Here is a 17,540-nt window from a genome sequence, read left to right as displayed (position 1 = left end):
CTACAGGTTGTCGTAACGGGGTGATAGCTGGTGTGGTATTGGTCATACCGAGCCGGCCGGAATGTCGCGGCCGCGCACGTGCCGGGCACCGATCGGAATGATCAGGGGCCGCCCGGAGACCGGATCCTCGAGCACCGTCGCCTGGAGGCCGAAGACCTCTCGCAGCAGTTCGACCGTCATGATATCCGACGGAGTGCCCTGCGCCACAATGCGTCCCGCGCGCATGACGACCAAACGGTCGCTGTAGCGGCAGGCAAGATTGAGATCGTGCAGCACCATCACCACCGTCCGCCCGAGATCGGCGTGCAGGTGATCCACCAGATCCAGCACCTCGAGGGCGTGGGCCAGATCCAGATAGGTGGTGGGTTCGTCCAGCAGCAGGATGTCGGTGCCCTGGGCGAGCGCCATGGAGATCCAGGCCCGCTGCCGCTGGCCGCCGGAGAGCTCGTCGAGGGCGCGGTCGGCCAGATCGGCGATGCCGGTCCGGGCCAGGGCGGCGGCGACCTCGGTCTCGTCGTCGGCCGACCACTGGCGCAGCCAGGACTGATGCGGATGGCGGCCGCGCGCCACCAGATCGGCCACGGTGAGCCCCTCGGGGGCGACCGGGGTCTGCGGCAGCATGCCCACCACCCGGGCCACATCGCGAGTCTTCATGGTGGCGATGGCCTTTCCGTCCAGCAGCACCTGTCCGGCGCGCGGTCGCAGCAGGCGGCCTAGGGAGCGCAGCAGGGTGGATTTGCCGCAACCGTTGGGGCCGATGACGGTCGTGACCACGCCGGGGGCGATCTCGACCGACAGCCCGTCGACGACCACGCGGTCGCCGTAGCCGAGGGTGACGCCGTCGGCGCGCAGGCGGTGGTCGGCAGCGGTGGTCACAGGGTCGCCTTCCGGTTGGTGCGCACGAGCAGATAGAGCAGGAACGGGCCGCCGCAGGCCGCGGTCACCACGCCCACCGGCAGGTCGACGGGCAGGACGGTGCGCGCGGCCAGATCCGCGCCGAGCACCAGCACCGCGCCGAACAGCGCCGACGCGATGACGGGTTCGCCGGGGGAACGCAGCAACCGCCGCGCGATCTGCGGTGCCGCCAGGCCGACGAACGCGAGCGGTCCGGCCGCCGCGGTGGCCAGCGCCGTCGTGCCGACGGCGGCGGCGAGCAGCAGGGTCTGCTGGGCCTGGACCCGGACGCCGAGCACGCGGGTGGTGTCGGAACCGAAGCGCAGGGCGGCTAGACCGCGCGCGTCGGCGAGTGTGACGAGCAGTGCCGACGTCAGGCCGAGCGCGGCGGGAATCAGGGTGGCCCACTCGGATTCGTTGAGCGAGCCGGTGAGCCAGCGCTGCGCGTGCGCGGCGTCGTCGAGACTGGCGCGGGCGAGCAGCCAGCTGACCGCCGCCAGCAACGCGGCGTTCACCCCGATGCCGATGAGTACCAGGCGCAGCCCCGGCACACCGCTGTCGCCGCTGTCGGCGGTGCGGCCCCAGGCCAGCAGATAGATGAGGATCGCGGTGAGCAGCCCGCCGATCAGCGCGGCGAGGGGTACGCCGACGGTGCGGGCGGCTCCGGCGGTCCCGGTCAGCGTGATGAGCGCGACCGCCGCCACGCTCGCTCCCGAGGTGATGCCCAGGATGTCCGGGCCGGCCAGTGGATTGCGCAGGACGGATTGGGTGATCGCGCCCGCGAGGCCCAGCGCCGCCCCGACCACCACGGCGGTCAGCGCCCGCGGCAACCGGTTCTCCAGGATGATGAATCGCTGTGCGCGCGAACCGCTTCCGGAGAACACCTCGAGCACCCGGTCGAGCGGGATGGCATAGTCGCCGGTCGAGATGTGCACGGCGAACAGCACCAGCAGCAGCGCCAGCAGTGCCGCCGCGACGAGCACCATGCGAATGCGCAGCACCGCCGAGTAACCGGCGACCCGCAGCGGTGGCCGGGCCCGGCGCAGCGCGGCGCGGTGGACCGGGGTGGGGGAGAGGGTCACAGGCTCACCAGCTTTCGGCGGCGCACCAGCAGCACGAAGAACGGTGCGCCGAGTGCCGCGACCATCACCCCGGCCTGTACTTCACCGGGACGGGCGACCACACGTCCGATGACGTCGGCGACCAGCAGCGCGAGGGCGCCGAGCAGCCCGGAGTACGGAACCAGCCAGCGCTGGTCGGGGCCGGTGAACACGCGCGCGATATGCGGGACGATCAGCCCGATGAAGGCGATGGGTCCGACCGCCGCGGTCGCCGCGCCGACCAGCAGCACCACCGCCGCCAAACCCAGTGTGCGGCTGCGGGCGAGGTGAACGCCCAGACCGCGCGCCACGTCGTCGCCCAGGCTCAGCACGTTCAGCCCGGGGGTGGCCGCCACCGCCAGCGCCGCGCCGACCAGCAGGAACGGCAGCACCTGCGCGAGTACCGAGGCATCGTGCCCGGCCACGGTGCCCACCACCCAGTGCCGGTAGGTGTCCAGCGCGCTGGCGTCCAGCAGCACGATGGCGTTGGTGAGGGCGGTGAGCAGGGCCGCCATGGCAGCGCCCGCCAGCACCAGGCTCAGCGGTCCGGCCCGGCCGCCGCCGAGGGACGCCACCCCGAAGACGACGAGTCCGGTCAGCAGCGCCCCGGCGAAGGCGAACCAGATGTACTGCGCGGGCGCGGTGAGGCCGAACAGGTAGATGCCGAGCGCCGCGAGGAAGGCCGCGCCCGCGTTCAGTCCCAGCAGTCCGGCATCTGCGAGGGGGTTGCGCGTATAGCCCTGAATGAGCGCACCCGCCATGCCCAGCGCCAGCCCGGTGGCGAGGGCCAGTCCGGTGCGCGGCAGTCGCAGCTGCCGCACGATCTCCGCGTCGGTGCCGACGGCCGGGCAGGTCAGCGGCCAGTCACCCGGGCAGGTGAGGGCGTCGTAGACGGTGCCGAGGGGCAGATCGCGGGAGCCGAGGACGAGTCCGGCGAGGGCGGCGACGGCGAGCAGCGCGGCGAGGATCAGCAGTCCGGTCAGCCGACGCGATCTACTGGTTGCTGCTGCGGGCACGGCGGCGATGTACTCCTGACCTCACGACTCTCAACGTCTGGTAAGCCTAACCTGACCTGAATCGGGGGGCCGGTGCGGTCGATCGTGCCGGATTCGCACCCGAGGTCCGGGCGGCGCCGAACTACAGGCATTGCGGCTCGAACATTGCATTCTTGAGCTAGGTAAGCCTAACCTATCTTGTCGATACGGCCCGATTGTTCACGGAGGAGGAGGTTCGCGTGCCCGAACCCATGACCGTATGCCCGCTGCGTGATTCCCAGCTCGTCTTCGAGCGGACCTGCGCTCGGCTGCGCGCGCTGCAACCGGATCACCCGCGCGTCTACGCCGTGGCGGCCATGGCCGATCAGGGCAAGCGGCGCTGGTGGCGCCTGACCGACGGCGTCCGCGAGGGCCGTATCGAACTCATGTACCGCCGTCACGCCGCCGAGATGGCCAATGCCGACATCGCCGCCGAGGTCGTCGCCACCGCCCTCATCCACGCCGTGGTCGGACGGGTGGTGGCCCTGCTGGTGGCCGAGGGGCGCGCCTGGGACCCGGGCCTGGAGAACGTGTGGATACACACCGACAACGACGGCGGCATCGACTGGGCGGGCTTGGCCGACACCACGATTCGCGTCGTCGACGGCGACCGCCTGGGCGGCGAGCCCGGCGTGGTCACGCTTCCCTGCGAGCGTGCCATGTACGTCTGGCTCGCACACCGCCTGGAGCCCGCGCTCGGCCTCGTCCAACAGGCCATGGCCCGCTGCGCCGCCCTGCCCGCCCGCCGCTTCTGGAGCCTGGTCGGCGAATCCATCTGCGGCGCGGCCACCTACGTCCCGGCCCTCGCGGGCACCTCCTCGGCCGACGGCGCCCGCCGCGGCCAACAGCTGCTGGCCGCCCTCGAGGAGCGTGGACTGCCCGTCCGCAAGACCTGTTTCGTGCGCTAGCCGCCGAGGGCCGCGCACCGCGCAAGACCGCGGTCAGATTTCCTCGAGGCCGATGCGGTGTCGGCTGGCGACACTGAGCCAGGTGTGGGGAGCGACGGCTCCCGGTACCGGAACGAAGGAGCGAACGGGTGTCGCCAGAGGACAACAAGGCAGTCATCAGAAGGGTTTTCGACGAATTCGTCAACCAGGGGGATTTCTCCATACTCGATGAGATCTACCGCGACGACATCATCGACCACCAGCCACTTCCGGGAGCGCCGGACGGGCTGGAGGGAGTGCGTTACACCATCGCCGGACTGCGCCGGGGCTTCCCCGACCTACAGGTCACCATCGAGGAGATGAGCGCGCACGCCGACCATGTCGTCATCCACAACACCTGGCGGGGCACGCACCGGGGCGAATTCCTCGGCCTGGCCCCCACTGGCAAGCGCATCGCGTCCAAGGGCGTGGTGGTGTGGCGGCTCGAGGACGGGCGCATCGCGGAGCGTTGGGGCATCGGCGTCGACGGCAATATGCTGGCGCAGCTCGGCGTGGGTTCGCTGGGACCGCGGTCCAAGGCGCGGGTGCGGGCGGTGGACGTGCCCGCGGTGCGGACCTGCCCGATCCTGCCCGGCCGGCTCGACCGGTGGCGCGAGGTGCAGCGGGAACTGGGCGGCGATCGCGCCACCCAGTATCGGGCGTCGCGCAAGGCCGCGGGGATCTCGCGGGAATTGATGTGGTGCACCGGCACCGGGCAGGGTGAGCTGGCGATCTACCACCTGGAGGCGGCCGATCCGAGCCAGGCGTTGCGGGTGCTGGCCGGTTCGTCGGCCCCGTTCGACATCTGGCTGCGCACCACCCTGACGGAGATCCACGGCCGCGATCCCTACCGCGATGGTGACGGTGTGGCGGTCGGCGAGCTCGGGCACGGTTGGCAGCGCTGAGCCACGCTCGGTCCGAACGTGCGCGACCGCCGGTGCCGCGACGGCACCGGCGGTCGCGCGGGCGCTACCTGCGGGCGACGCCCAGGTACAGCGAGGAGATATCGGAGGTGAGCTTGGCCTTCAGGCTGCCGTCCTTGTTCTGCCCGCGGATGGCGATGCCCTTGGCCGCGCCGATCGGGGTGAACCCGGCCGAGGTCAGATGGGCGTTCATCTCGGCCGGGGTGATGAAGTCGTTCCAGTCGTGCGCGCCCTTGGGCACGATGCCCAGCACCCGTTCCGGCAGCCAGATCATCATGACGCGCGACATGAACGTCCGATTGATGGTGTCGTACATGAACAGGCCGCCGGGCCGCAGCACCCGATGGATCTCGGCCACCGCCGCTCGCGGGCTCTGCACGTGCTCGAGGACGTCGACGCAGGTGACGATGTCGAAGGCGGCGTCGTCGAAGGGCAGTGCCTCGGCCGCGCCCACCCGGTAGTCGATGTCCTTGCCGGTCTGCTCGGCGTGTCGCCGCGCGGCCGCGACCAGTTTGGGCGAGACGTCCACGCCCGAGACCACCGAACCGCGGGCGTGCAGGAACTCGGTGGTGTAGCCGCCGCCGCAGCCGACATCGAGAACCCGCACCCCCTCCCAACCGTCGGCGGCGTAGGGATCGAAGTACGCGAAGCGGAGCGGATTGAACGACTTCAGCGGATTCATCTTGGAGTCGGTGTCCCACCAGCTGTCCGCCCACGCCGAGAAGAAGTGCGGGTCGGATTTCAGGCTGTCGGTCATTGCAGCTCCTGTCGAGTGTCGTGGTGTGCCGAGGGTTCGTGGGTGTGGGCGTGCACCGGGGGGTAGCGCAGGGCGTAGGCGACCTGGTCCTGTTCGGCGGCGCGGAACGCGAACAGATCCCATCCGGCCGCCATGAACTCCTCGCGCGCCCGGATGGCCAGCGGGTGCTCCCACGCGCCCATCCGTCCGATCCGCCAGGCCAGCCGCTGCATGGCGGCGGTGCGCGGGATCCGTTCGCGCTCGTAGGCGCGCAGTGCCGCCACGGCGTCGGTCGCATCGGCCAGCCGCTCGGCGAGGACCAGAGCGTCCTCGATGGCCTGGCATGCGCCCTGACCGATATTGAAGGTGATGGGATGGGCGGCGTCGCCGAGCAGGCTCACCCGGCCCTCGCCCCACCGGCGCAGCGGCGGCCGGTCGACCACATCGTGGCGCAGGATGTCCCCGGCCGGGGTGGCGGCCACCAGGCGGGCGACGGGGTCCGGCCAATCTCGATGGCGGCGTATCAGTTTCGTGGTCGGGTCGTCCTCGTCGCGGCCTCCGGGAGCGCCATTCGCGACGCTCATCCAGTAGGTGCGGCCGGGCGCGGTGTCGTAGTAGGTGAAGCGGGTGCCGTGGCCGAAGTAGGCGCGAAAGGTGCCGGGTGGAACCACATCCGGTCCCACCGCGGCGGTGCCGCGCCAGGCGACGTATCCCGTGAACCGTGGCGGACGGTCACCGACCAGCTTCCGCCGCACCGCGGAGTGGACGCCGTCGGCGCCGATCAGCACATCGCCGCGCTCGGTGCGGCCGTCGGTGAATTCGACGGTCACCCCGGTGTCGTCCCGGCTGAAGCCGGCGACCTCCGCGCCGGTCCGGATCTCGGTGTCCGACAGCGCGTCGCGTAGGATCGCGTGCAGATCCGAGCGGCCGATGGCCACCGTGGGCAAACCGTAGCGGCGCGGGAAGCGGCCGACCGGCCACGCACCCAGCCGCCGGTCGCGATGCGTGCGGAACTCGCACACCCGTTGCGCCGGGGCGATATCGAGCACTCGGTCGGCGACGCCGAGGCAGTCCAGCCCGATCATGCCGTTGGTCCAGATGTGCAGCCCGGCACCGCCGTCGCGCAGCCGGGTGGCGCTTTCGAAGACCGTCGTCTCGATGCCGTGGCGGCGCAGCGCGAGCGCGGCCGACAGGCCGCCGATGCCGCCCCCGGCGATGAGGGCCCGTCGGATCCCTCTGGTCATGGTCGAACTCCTGTCGCCACTGCGGAATGACGGCTCCAGGATCCCGCGTGCGGCCGGAAAGAACCTCGAGCACAGCATGATTCGAGCTGACCGGGGCCGACTCCACGTTGTTTTCGGTCCAGCTCCGTGACAGGTCGCGACCCCACAATCGTGCTGCGGTGATGCGTATTCGCCGCACTCCGAAGAATTTTCGCACCCCCGGGAGACAATCGTGCACACCCTCAGCTATGTGGCCGCGACATTGGCCGTCATCGGATGCGCCGTGACGTACGGCACCGATACCTTCGCCGCCGTGGTGTGGCGGACGTCCTTGCGGCACCTCGACGAGCGCGCGTTGACCCACCTGGTGGGCTACGTGCACTACTACGGCGACCGCAGACTCCCGATTCCGGGCGGATTCGGCATGGCCGCCGCCGCGGTCGCGCTGGCGGCCAGCATCGCCGCCGGGCGTGCCGAGGCCGCCGTCGCGGGCGGGATCGCGGTCGCCATGCTGGCCGTGTGGATGGTGATCTACCTGCGCGTGGCCAAACCGGTGAACGAGGCATTCAGCGCGGCGGCGCTGGACGGGCGGACACTGGAGCGGGCGCGGGAATTGCAGGCGCGCTGGGACAGCGTGATCAATCTGCGGGTCGGCATCCAGGTCGTGGCGCTGACCGCGTTGTGCGCGCAGCTGTTCCTGCCCTGAGGGGTATCGGGTCCACCGCCCGCGAACGACGAAGCGCCCGGCCGGATCAGCCGGCCGGGCGCTTCGAGCGGGACGGTGGTCAGGACTTGCGGCGGATGAGATTGACCCCGTCGCCGATGGTGAGCACCACCGAGTCCACCCGCGGATCGGCGAGCACGTGTGCGTTGAATTCCCGGATCAGCTCCGCGGATTCGTCGAACGGCGGAACGGCCACCGTGCCGAACCACAGCACGTTGTCGGCGAGAATCACCCCGCCCGGCCGCATCCGGGGCACCAACTCCTCGTAGTAGGCGATGTAACCGGACTTGTCGGCGTCGATGAAGGCGAGGTCGATGGCGAAATCCGGATCGAGGTCCCGGAGCGTGTCGAGGGCCGGACCCAGCCGCAGTTCGATCCGGTCGGCGACCCCGGCGCGCTCCCAGGCGGCAGTGGCGGTGGGCACCCAGTCCGGATTTATCTCGCAGGTGATCAGACGGCCGTCGGCAGGCAGCCCGCGTGCCATGCACAGTGCGGAATAGCCGGTGAACGTGCCGACCTCGACCACCCGGCGGGCCCGGATGAGCTGGGTGATCAGGGTCAGGAACGCGCCCTGGTCCGGAGCCACCTGCATGATCGCCGCTCCGCCGAGCCGCTCGGTCTCCGCCACCAGGCGTCGCTGCGCATCGTCGTAGAGCGAGGTGTGCCCGGTGACATAGGCCATCAGTTCCTCGGTCATGCGCACGGTCTTCACGGGCGGCTCGTCTCGGTGGGCAGCCAGTTGCCGTGGAAGCCGTTGGGCACCCGCGCGGGCAGCGCGACGGTGGCCGCCGTCTCCATGGTGCGGGCGTCGAGGATCAGCAGGGAGCTGCGATCGCTCGCGGCGTCGTAGGAGTAGCCCATCAACACGCCGTCGTCCTCGTCGGCGTCGGGTGCGGTGGGCACGAAGACGAATTCACTGCCTTGGCGGCCTTTTCCGAGCTCCTTCACGATGGTGGTGCCGCGTTCGAGGTCATGTTTGTAGAGCGCGCCCGCGGGTGCCCCGCCGCCGGTGGCGGCCATGGTGTAGCCGTAGCGGTGCCGGCGGCCGACCAGTCGCTCGTCGATGCGCGGGAATTCCTGGGAGCGGTCGTCGAGCCGGGATTCGCGTACCGTGCCCGCCGCCGTGTCGACCACCCAGCGGTCCAGGGTGGTGGCTCCCTCGTCGGGGCCGTTGCGATCGGTCACGAACATGCGCGGGTGCCGCACCACGTCGAGTACCACCGTGTCGCCGTCCTCGTAGGCGTTGAGCGGGTGGAAGACATAGCAGGGCGCCACGTCGAACCAGCGGATCGTTTCGGGGCCGCTCTCGCGCGGCAGCAGCCCCACCCGTGCCGGGTGCGCGGGATTCCAGCGGGCGGGGAGCCGGTCGTTGGGGCGCATCCGCGCGCCGATCATGGCGGTGACCGGGTCCGGCACCCGCACCCGGCCGATCAGTGCCGACAGCAGCAGCGCTGTCGGGTAGCGCAGCGGCGCGGGCATGACCATGGCGGCCGCGTGGTGCGGATCGAAGGTCACCGGCAGGTCGTAGAGCACCACGTAGTTCTCGGTCAGCGAGAAGTCGTGCATCATGGGCACGCCGCGGACGGGGATGTCGACGATGCGTCGGGCTCGGCCGCCGACGTCCACTACCGAGTACTGCACGATGTCCCCGCGGCCGAAGAAGTGCGTGACGGCGTGCAGCTCACCGGTTTTCGGATCCACCTTGGGGTGTGCGGTGTAACCACCCGGGAGGGTGCCGTCGAAATCGCACGCGCCCAGCGTATTCAGTTCCTCGTCGAGTTCGTAGTTGGCCATGCCGCCCTCGATGAGCGCGAGGGTGCGCCCGCCGTGCTGGATGACATTGGTGTTCGCGCCGAGCAGTTCGATGCCGGCGCGGTGCTGCGGCGCGCCCGGCGGCGCGGTGCGGACGCGCCGGTTGCGGTACCACTGCGCGCGACCGTCGCGCAGTCGGACCCCGTGCACCATGCCGTCGCCCATGAACCAGTGGTAGGTCTCGGGGTCCAGCTCGGACACGGGATTGGGGCCGTTGCGCACGTAGCGGCCGTCGAGGTGATCGGGAATGGTGCCGGTCACCTCGAGTTCGGTGACCGTGAGCTCCGCGGTGACGGGGGCGAAGTTTCCTTCGAGATAGGGGTTGTTCATGGCCGATCCCTTTCCGGGACAGGGGGTGTCAGAGATCGAGTTGCGCCATGGCAGGCGCGGGGTAGCGGTCCCCGGCGGCGCCGCCCTTGGGCGCCAGTCGTTCGATGGCCGCCAGTTCGGCGGGCTCCAGGACGATGTCGGCGGCGGCGATGTTCTGCGCGAGGTGCGCGCGCGTGGTGGTGCCCGGGATGGCGACGATGTCCGTGCCCTGCGCGAGCACCCAGGCCAGCGCCAATTGCGCTGGAGTGATGCCCTTCTCGGCCGCGAGTTCGCGCACCTTGTCGACCACGGCGAGGTTCATGGCGAAGTTCTCCCCCTGGAAGCGCGGGGATATGCGGCGGAAGTCGTCGTCGGCCAGATCGTCGAGGCTGCGGATGTCGCCGGAGAGGAAGCCGCGCCCGAGCGGGCTGTAGGCGACGAAGCCGATACCGAGTTCGCGGACCGTGGCCAGCACGCCGTTGTCCTCGACATCCCTGGTGAACAGGGAGAACTCGGTCTGCACGGCGGTGAGTGGATGGACCGCGTGCGCGCGTCGGATGGTGTCGGGGCTGGCCTCGGAGATACCCAGGTAGCGGACCTTGCCCGCGTGCACCAGTTCGGCCAGCGCACCGAAGGTCTCCTCGGTCGGCACCCGGGGGTCCACACGGTGCTGGTAGTAGAGGTCGAGGTGGTCGGTGCCGAGCCGGGTCAGCGAGCCCTCGATGCACCGGCGCAGGTAGTCGGGGTGGCCGTTGATCTGCCAGGTGAGATTGCCGTCCCGGTCGATCTCGTTGCCGAACTTCGAGGCCAGCGTCACGTCCGCGCGCCGCCCGGCGATCGCCTTGGCGATCAGTGACTCGTTGTGGTGCGGGCCGTACATATCGGCGGTGTCGAGCATGGTGATGCCGCTGTCGAGCGCCTGCCGGATGGTGGCGATGCTCTCGGTCTCGTCGGCCCGCCCGTAGGCGACGCTCATGCCCATGCAGCCGAGGCCGAGAGCGGAGACGGTGAGTCCCTGGTTGCCCAGCGCGGTTGTTCGCATCGGTGTCTGCTCCTACTGATTCGTTGTGGCTCAGGAGGTTTCGTTCTCCGGAGTCGTTGTCGTCAGGCAGTGACCGCACTGATGAACAGTCCGGCCAGGGCGATGCCCTGTAGCGCCGAGCGCGGGTTGATGACGGAATCCCAGGTCCGCTGGAGGGCGCGGGCGTCGGGCGGTGTGCTGCCGGCTTCGGCGGCCGCGGTCAGCGCGGCGTTGACCGGTGCGCTGATCCGCCCGTAGATGACGAACCACACCACGAGGGCGGCCACGGCCGTGCACCCGGCCGCGATGGAGACGGCGCCCGCGCCGGTGAGGACGGCGGTCACCGCGGTGGCGATGGTGGCCAGCAGCCCGATCGCACCCGGGAACTTGAGACGGCGATCGCCGTAGAGATGGATGTAACCCATTGCGGCGGTGAGTACTCGGTCGTCGACCCGGGCCATGGCCGAGCGCTGCACCAGTGCGCAGAACACATCGGTTCCGTAGATGACCCCGACGGTGAGAACGGCTATTCCGGCCAGCACCTGATGTGCCACGACGGCTCCCTCATCTGAACATCGTTCTAGTACGGATCTGACTGCTAGCAATGATAGGACTTGTGTCAATGACAAGTCTAGAGGCGACGCTAGAGTTGATTGCTACCGATAGGATGCGGGTATGACGGTTAGGGAGCGGCGGGAACGGGAGCGGGCGAGCCGACGGCAGCTGATCATCGATACGGCGCGCCAACTCGCCGAGGACGAAGGGTGGGGCGCGGTCACCTCGCGCCGGCTCGCGGACTGCATCGAGTACAGCCAACCCGTGCTGTACAGCCACTTCCCCAGCATGGAGGCCATCGTGCAGGCCGTGGCCGTGCAGGGCTTCGCCGATCTGGCGGAGGGATTGCGCGCGGCCCGGGGCGGCGCCGATCGGCCGGAGGAGCGGTTGCGGGCAGTCGCCCATGCCTACGTGGACTTCGGTCTGCGGCAGCGCGCGCTGTACGACGCCATGTTCGTGCGGACCACGGACCTGGCGTTCGGGAGTGCGGAGACGCCGGAGCCGTTGCGCCGCGCATTCGGTGAATTACGTTCCGTCGTCGCGGAATTGGCGGGGGAGGACGACGCCGAGTCCGATACCGAGGTGTTCTGGGCGGCGCTGCACGGACTGGTCACGCTGGCGCGCAGTCAGCGGCTGCGCACCGATGCCCAGGGACTGCACCTGGGCGTGCTGCTGGACCGCTTCACCCGGCTGTGGGATCCGCGTACCGCTCCGGCAGGTTGAGCCAGCGGGTCAGGTCGACCAGCAGTTCGCGGCCGCGCTCGGCGCCGCCCTTGACCCGGCCGTCGAGCACCAGGCTGACCAGGCCGTGCAGGTGCGCCCAGAGCAGATCCGCGCCGGCGTCGGCGTCGTGGGTGTTGGCGCAGAGGTGGGGGATGCCCGCGGCGGCGGTCTCACGCAGGATCTCGAAGCAGGCGCGGGCCGATTCCGGCGCGTCGGGCGTGCCGAACGGCACGTCGGGCAGGCTGTGCATGAGCCGGTACAGGTGCGGGTCGTCGAGGGCGAACTCCCAGTAGGCCACGGCCACCGCGAGCAGGGGGCCGCCCTGGGTCTGCTGGATGTCCGGGCAGCGTGCGCGGCCGAGCCGGTGCGCGAGCTCGGTGAATCCCACGTCCACCAGTTCGACCAGCAGGGCGCGTTTGCCGGCGAAGAACTGGTAGACGATCGGCACCGTGTAGCCGACCCGGTCGGCGACCGAGCGCACGGTCACGCTGTCGTAGCCGTCGGCCTCGCGTGCGAGCTCGCGGGCCGCCGCGAGCAGTTCGGACCGCAGCCGTTCGCGTGCTTCGGCGCGCTGGTCCGCGGTGCCCTTGATTCGTTTGCCGTCGCGTGGCACTGGCAGCTCTCCTCGTCGGATTTCTAACAACGGTAGACAATCATCGCACGGCCCTCTACAGTCAATTTCTAACGTTGATAGAAACTAGCAGTGACAGGACAAGGAGTAATCCGATGCGAGTGTTGGTAACCGGTGTCTCAGGAACAATCGGCAGTGCCGTGGCGCGCGCCCTCACCGGTCGCGGCCATACCGTGGTCGGCACCGTCACCGGCACCGATCGGCCGGTGCCCGACGATGTCGAACCCCTGGTGGCCGACCTGTTCGACCCGCGGGCGCTGACGGTGGCGCTCTCCGGCGTCGACGCCGCGGTGCACACCGCCTCCAGCAATGACGAGCGCTCCGCCGAACTGGACAACACGGTGGTCACGGCGGTGCTCGCGGCCTTCGAGGGCACCGGGAAGGGGTTCGTCTACACCAGCGGGCTCTGGCTGCACGGCAATACCGGCGACACGCCGGTGACCGAGCAGTCGCCGTTCGACCCGCCCATGGTGGTCGCCTGGCGTCCGGCGGTGGAGGAACTGCTGGAGCGGGCCGCGGCCGAACGGGGGGTGCGCACCGTGCGCATCCGTCCGGGGCTCGTCTACGGCGGCGGCCGCGGCTACGTGCCCATGCTGCTGAGCCCGCAGGACAGCGCCGAGGGGCAGGTGGTCCGGCACTTCGGCGACGGCTCCAACCGCTGGTCGGTCATCCACGCCGACGATCTCGGTGAGCTGTACGCGCTGGCCACCGAATCCGCTCCGGCCGGCGCCGTGTACCTGGGCACCCTGGACGAGTCCGTGCGGGTCCGCGACGCCGCGCGGGTGGTCGCCGAGAAGAGCGGCGCGGCCGTGCGGGACTGGGATCCCGAGGAGGCGCGCCAGTACTGGAGCGTCATGGTGGACGCCTTCCTGCTGGATCAGGTCGCCACCTCGGCCAAGGCCGCCAAGGAGCTGGGCTGGACGCCCACGCAGCCGACGCTGCTGGCGGAACTCGCGGCCAACTGACCGGCCGCTCCCGCGCCCGGAGGACATGATGCGTGAGATCGACAGCGTCGCAGACGAATTCGACTTCATAGTGGTGGGTGCGGGCACGGCCGGATGTGTACTCGCCGCCCGCCTCAGCGAACAGCGGCGGCTGCGGGTGCTGCTGCTCGAGGCGGGCGGCCCGGACGACGATCCGGACCTGCGGGTACCGCTGCACTCGGTGCGCCAGTTCGGCTCCGAGGTCGACTGGGGGCCGCGGACCACACCGCAGGCCGGATTGGCCGGGCGTTCCGTCGACTGGCCGCGCGGCAAGGTGCTGGGCGGTTCGTCGACCATGAACTTCCAAATGTGGGTGCCCGGTCAACCGCGGGACTTCACCCATTGGGCCGAGGTGGCCGGACCGCTGTGGTCCTGGCAGCGGGTCGCACCCTACCTACGCCGTGCGGAGCGGTGGGCCGGCCCGCCCGCGGACGGCATCACCTACGGCGATTCCGGCCCGCAGTGGATCTCGCCCCCGGCCGACCCGGACCCGAGTACCCGCGCATTCCTCGCCGGTTGCGTGGCGGTGGGGCTGCCCGAAATCGTGGGCGGGCTCGGGCATCTCACCGCCGCCGGATGCGCCCTCACCCCGGTGACGCAGCGCCGGGGCCGGCGTTTCAGCGCCGCCGACGCCTATCTGCACCCGGCACGCGAGCGCGCCAACCTGGTGGTCCGCACCGGAGCACGGGTGCGGCGGATCCACCTCGACGAGCGCGACCGGGCCGTCGCGGTCGAGGTGGACGGGCGGCTGATCGCGGCGCGGCGGGAGATAGTGCTGTGCGCGGGCGTGATCGGATCGGCGCAACTGCTCCAGCTGTCCGGGATAGGCGCGGGGGAGCGGCTGGTCGCAGCCGGGGTCCGCCCGCGCGTCGAACTGCCGGGTGTGGGCGCGAATCTGCACGACCACCTGATCCTGAACCTGCCCTACGCGGTGCGCGGTGCCGACCGTTTCGCCGACGCCGACACCGCGCGGGCGCGACTGGCGTTCGAGCGGGAGCGGCGCGGGCCGCTCACCTCGAATATCGGTGAGGCCGTAGCGTTCTTCGGCGATTCGGCCGCTCCCGACCTGGAGCTGATCTGGTCGCCGATCGCCTTCGGTGAACGGGGTTTCGTCTCGGGCCGCACGGTGAGCGTGGTGCTGCTGCAACCGGAGAGCCGGGGGCGGCTGGATATCGTCGACGCCGATCCCGAGCGGATGCCCCGGGTGGATCCGGCCTATCTGAGCGCGTCCGCCGATATGGACGGGCTGATCCGGGGCTACCGCTTCGCCGATGCGGTCATGGCGACCGAGCCGCTGCTGGCCGCGGTCGGCGCGCCGTTGACGCCGCTGCCGGTCACCGATGACGGAATCGCCGACTTCGTGCGGGCCACCGCGACGACGGTGTTCCACCCGGTCGGCACCTGTCGGATGGGCCTGCCGGACGATCCGCTCGCGGTGGTGGGGCCGACTCTGCTGGTCCACGGAGTGGCCGGACTGCGGGTGGCCGACGCCTCGGTGATCCCGCGAATTCCTCGCGGGCACACCAACGCGAACGCGCTGATGATCGGCGAACGGGCGGCGGCGCTGCTGGTCGGCGACCGGGAGCGCCGTGACGCCGAAGACGGGGTGGTGAGCCGGTGAGGCGCGACCACCCCGCGCACCCGCCCGGCGGGACGGATGGTCAGAGTCCGATCACCCCGCTCGGCAGCCGGATCACCTCCGGCCGTGGCGACATCGTCCGGGCGTAGAGGCGGTTGAGCTTCGGCACGACATAGCGGTCGGTGCCGGGCACGGCCTCCACCAGGTGGATGTCGGACAGGTATTCGAGGCGCACTTCGGTCTCGGCTTCGCTCAGGCGGAGGGAGGCGGCGACGGTCGAGACGTCCATCGGCCGGTCCGGTAGGTCGGCGAGTTTCAGGTAGAACGAACAGGTTTCGTGATCCATGGCTTCGAAGGTCTCCGCTATCCGCGCACCGGCGTTGTGCTGGCCGTCGGCGAGCTCACCCAGCAGTCGGTCGTCGTCGCGCAGCCGGGACACCAGCCGCGACACGGTCCAGTGCTGCCGCATGATGAGACGCCCGCCGACGATGCGCAGCAGCAGCGGCGAGCCGGCACAGAACTCGAGCAGCTGCGCCGCCGCCTCCGGTTCTCGATCCAGCCGTGCACCCACCAGGCGGCGCAACATGGTGACGGATTCCTCGGGCGACATCGCGCCGACACGAATTACGGGAACTCCGGTGGGCACGGAGGGTCGGCGGCGGCAGGTGACGATAACGCCGCAGTTCCCGGTGCCGGGCAGTAGCGGCGCCACCTGGGATTCATTGGCGGCATTGTCCAGGACGACGAGGGTGCGGGAATCGGCGAGCAATGCCCGATACATTTCCGCGCGTTCGTCGAAGTCGTCCGGAATCTCCGAGCGGGATACGCCGAGTGCGCGCAGGAATCTTTCCAGCACGGTGGCCGGGGCCAGGGGCGTGGCACTGGTTCCGGCGAGGTCGACGAATAATTGCCCGGACGGAAAGGAGGGACGCAGTTGATAAGCCGCTCGAATCGCGATGGTCGTCTTTCCGTATCCTGCGGGCCCGTAGAGAACCGACACCGAAGGCAGCAGTGGTCCGTCGCCGGGTGTCAATGCGGCGCGCAATCGGGAAAGGTGCTGTTCGCGTCCCACGAAATCGGGCAGGTCGATGGTCAGCAGGTTGGCGCTGCGAAATCTGGTTGCGGTCGGGGCCGCGCCGGGCAGTGTCGGTTGCCCGGCGGCCGTCGGGCCGTCGGCGCGCGGCCCGATGGCGCGGCCCTGCAGGATGTCGCGGTGGGCGACCCGCAGTTGCATGCCGGGATCGGCGCCGATCTCGACGGACAGATGCTGGCGGATCCGCTCGAACAGCTGCAGGGCCTCGGCGCTGCGGCCGTCCGCGTACAGTGCGATCATCAGGTGCGCGACCACCGATTCCGACAGTGGATTCTCCACGTACGCTTGGCGGAGCGGGTCGATGACCGCCCGTGGGCGACCCAGCCGCACTTCCAGGTCGGCCCACTCGACCAGGGCCTCGTGGCGCAGTTGTTGCAGGCTGTGCCGCATGGCCGCGGCCCAGCGGCCCCCGATCCCGGACAGCGGGACGCCGTGCCACAGCGTGTTCGCTCGGGCCATGAGCGCGCTGCGCTCGGCCTCGGAATGCTCGGGCTGGCGGGCCTGGTGCAGCAGTTTGCGGAAGAGGTAGAGGTCGACCTGCTCGGGCCGAGCCTGCAGGCAGTACCCGCCGGCTACCCGCTCGAGCCGGGGCGCCGACTCGTCGTCTCCTGCGGAGGCGAGCGTGCGGCGCAGGCGCGCGATATACGTATAGATCAGGTTTCTGACGTCGGCTGGTGGCCGGTCGCCCCATACTCGCTCGACCAGGACGTCGAGTGGTACGGGCCGGTCCAGGTCGATGAGGAGTGCGGCGAGGATGGCCCGCTGTTTGGCCGGTCCGAGCTTTATCGTCTTTCCCTCGACACGCAGGTCTATCGGTCCGAGAATGCTGAACAACGCGCTTCCCCCAGGTGCTGGTGGCAAATTCCCGATTCGGTGAAGATTCTCGATCAATGGGTTGAAGCTCTGCGAATTGTTACCACCTGTTGAACACTGGATAAATACGATGATAAGCATTCTACGTTGAATAGCAGCGGGGATTCGATACCCCGAATTATGGGGCATTGTCGATTCTCCCGCGAGTGTACCCGCACTCCTGGATCGGGGGCGGATCAGTGAATTGGGTCACAGTACCCGAAATCGCTCGCGATTGCATGGTGAGGATTGCTGAAAGCTCGCGAGAATTAGTTGTCGGATCATTCATGCGGGTAATGGACCGAATATCCGGATTGCGAACCCCGTGCGACGTCCCGTGCGGTCGTGCTCGAGACCCCCTCCCAGAAAAATTCAAGGTCACCCGGCCACCATCGACAGCGATCGAAAAGAGCTGGGTCAGG

Annotated in this window: 17 protein-coding genes; 6 read left to right on the top strand and 11 right to left on the bottom strand. The window is 69.8% G+C overall.

From position 1 onward, the window contains the following. Window positions 1-42: 42 nt before the first annotated feature. Genes QMO76_RS30990 through QMO76_RS30980 form a run of 3 tightly spaced genes read right to left on the bottom strand, consistent with a single transcriptional unit; the run spans window position 43 to window position 3,010 of the window. Window positions 43-876, bottom strand: a complete 834-nt coding sequence (locus QMO76_RS30990) for an ABC transporter ATP-binding protein (protein WP_306364907.1) — start codon at window positions 874-876, stop codon at window positions 43-45. Beyond that, on the bottom strand, window positions 873-1,976 hold the full coding sequence (locus QMO76_RS30985) for an iron chelate uptake ABC transporter family permease subunit (RefSeq protein WP_306364906.1): 1,104 nt from the start codon (window positions 1,974-1,976) through the stop codon (window positions 873-875). The genes QMO76_RS30990 and QMO76_RS30985 overlap by 4 nt, the downstream gene beginning before the upstream one ends. Then, window positions 1,973-3,010: an iron ABC transporter permease gene (locus QMO76_RS30980; RefSeq protein WP_306364905.1), complete on the bottom strand. Its 1,038-nt coding sequence runs from the start codon at window positions 3,008-3,010 to the stop codon at window positions 1,973-1,975. The genes QMO76_RS30985 and QMO76_RS30980 overlap by 4 nt, the downstream gene beginning before the upstream one ends. Window positions 3,011-3,228: 218 nt before the next feature. On the opposite strand from QMO76_RS30980, the gene QMO76_RS30975 reads away from it, so the two are divergent. Then, window positions 3,229-3,936: a hypothetical protein gene (locus QMO76_RS30975; protein ID WP_306364904.1), complete on the top strand. Its 708-nt coding sequence runs from the start codon at window positions 3,229-3,231 to the stop codon at window positions 3,934-3,936. A gap of 128 nt (window positions 3,937-4,064) precedes the next feature. Next, window positions 4,065-4,859, top strand: a complete 795-nt coding sequence (locus tag QMO76_RS30970) for an ester cyclase (protein WP_306364903.1) — start codon at window positions 4,065-4,067, stop codon at window positions 4,857-4,859. A 64-nt stretch (window positions 4,860-4,923) separates the two neighbouring features. Here the strand turns inward: QMO76_RS30970 and ubiG are convergent, their stop codons facing one another. Together ubiG and QMO76_RS30960 are read right to left on the bottom strand one after the other, a co-directional pair. Then, window positions 4,924-5,634, bottom strand: coding sequence for a bifunctional 2-polyprenyl-6-hydroxyphenol methylase/3-demethylubiquinol 3-O-methyltransferase UbiG (gene ubiG / locus QMO76_RS30965; protein ID WP_306364902.1), 711 nt, complete (start codon window positions 5,632-5,634; stop codon window positions 4,924-4,926). Continuing rightward, the gene (locus tag QMO76_RS30960; RefSeq protein WP_306364901.1) at window positions 5,631-6,857 is read right to left on the bottom strand and encodes an FAD-dependent monooxygenase; all 1,227 of its coding nucleotides are present in this window, start codon (window positions 6,855-6,857) and stop codon (window positions 5,631-5,633) included. Before QMO76_RS30960 ends, ubiG begins: the two co-directional genes overlap by 4 nt. Window positions 6,858-7,068: 211 nt before the next feature. Between QMO76_RS30960 and QMO76_RS30955 the strand changes: the two genes are divergently transcribed. Continuing rightward, entirely contained in the window at window positions 7,069-7,542 is a 474-nt protein-coding gene (locus QMO76_RS30955; protein ID WP_306364900.1) for a DUF1772 domain-containing protein, read from the top strand. A gap of 79 nt (window positions 7,543-7,621) precedes the next feature. Here QMO76_RS30955 and QMO76_RS30950 read toward each other — a convergent pair whose 3' ends face one another. From QMO76_RS30950 to QMO76_RS30935, 4 genes are all read right to left on the bottom strand, one after another. Further along, complete coding sequence (locus QMO76_RS30950) at window positions 7,622-8,272, bottom strand: O-methyltransferase (RefSeq protein WP_306364899.1); 651 nt, start codon at window positions 8,270-8,272, stop codon at window positions 7,622-7,624. Next, window positions 8,269-9,702, bottom strand: a complete 1,434-nt coding sequence (locus QMO76_RS30945) for a carotenoid oxygenase family protein (RefSeq protein WP_306364898.1) — start codon at window positions 9,700-9,702, stop codon at window positions 8,269-8,271. The genes QMO76_RS30950 and QMO76_RS30945 overlap by 4 nt, the downstream gene beginning before the upstream one ends. Window positions 9,703-9,730: 28 nt before the next feature. Then, window positions 9,731-10,723: an aldo/keto reductase gene (locus tag QMO76_RS30940; protein ID WP_306364897.1), complete on the bottom strand. Its 993-nt coding sequence runs from the start codon at window positions 10,721-10,723 to the stop codon at window positions 9,731-9,733. A 62-nt stretch (window positions 10,724-10,785) separates the two neighbouring features. Next, window positions 10,786-11,256, bottom strand: coding sequence for a DUF1772 domain-containing protein (locus QMO76_RS30935; protein ID WP_306364896.1), 471 nt, complete (start codon window positions 11,254-11,256; stop codon window positions 10,786-10,788). A 121-nt stretch (window positions 11,257-11,377) separates the two neighbouring features. Here QMO76_RS30935 and QMO76_RS30930 point away from each other — a divergent pair, with 121 nt between their 5' ends. Then, window positions 11,378-11,980: a TetR/AcrR family transcriptional regulator gene (locus QMO76_RS30930; protein ID WP_306364895.1), complete on the top strand. Its 603-nt coding sequence runs from the start codon at window positions 11,378-11,380 to the stop codon at window positions 11,978-11,980. Here the strand turns inward: QMO76_RS30930 and QMO76_RS30925 are convergent. Next, window positions 11,940-12,593 (bottom strand): TetR/AcrR family transcriptional regulator, encoded by a 654-nt coding sequence (locus tag QMO76_RS30925; protein WP_306364894.1) that lies wholly within the window; start codon window positions 12,591-12,593, stop codon window positions 11,940-11,942. The genes QMO76_RS30930 and QMO76_RS30925 overlap by 41 nt on opposite strands. 113 nt (window positions 12,594-12,706) lie before the next feature. Between QMO76_RS30925 and QMO76_RS30920 the strand changes: the two genes are divergently transcribed. Together QMO76_RS30920 and QMO76_RS30915 are read left to right on the top strand one after the other, a co-directional pair. Further along, window positions 12,707-13,576: an NAD-dependent epimerase/dehydratase family protein gene (locus QMO76_RS30920; RefSeq protein WP_306364893.1), complete on the top strand. Its 870-nt coding sequence runs from the start codon at window positions 12,707-12,709 to the stop codon at window positions 13,574-13,576. Between the two features lie 28 nt (window positions 13,577-13,604). Beyond that, window positions 13,605-15,215 carry a GMC family oxidoreductase gene (locus QMO76_RS30915; protein ID WP_306364892.1) on the top strand — a complete coding sequence of 537 codons (1,611 nt, stop codon included), beginning with the start codon at window positions 13,605-13,607 and terminating at the stop codon, window positions 15,213-15,215. Window positions 15,216-15,255: 40 nt separating this feature from the next. On the opposite strand, the gene QMO76_RS30910 is transcribed toward QMO76_RS30915, so the two are convergent. Beyond that, window positions 15,256-17,268 carry a BTAD domain-containing putative transcriptional regulator gene (locus tag QMO76_RS30910; protein WP_306364891.1) on the bottom strand — a complete coding sequence of 671 codons (2,013 nt, stop codon included), beginning with the start codon at window positions 17,266-17,268 and terminating at the stop codon, window positions 15,256-15,258. Window positions 17,269-17,540: the final 272 nt, after the last annotated feature.

The organism is Nocardia sp. CC227C (genome assembly GCF_030767025.1).
Lineage (GTDB): Bacteria > Actinomycetota > Actinomycetes > Mycobacteriales > Mycobacteriaceae > Nocardia.
The sequence above is the reverse complement of the archived record's forward strand: the minus strand, read 5'-3'. Positions and strand labels throughout refer to the sequence as shown.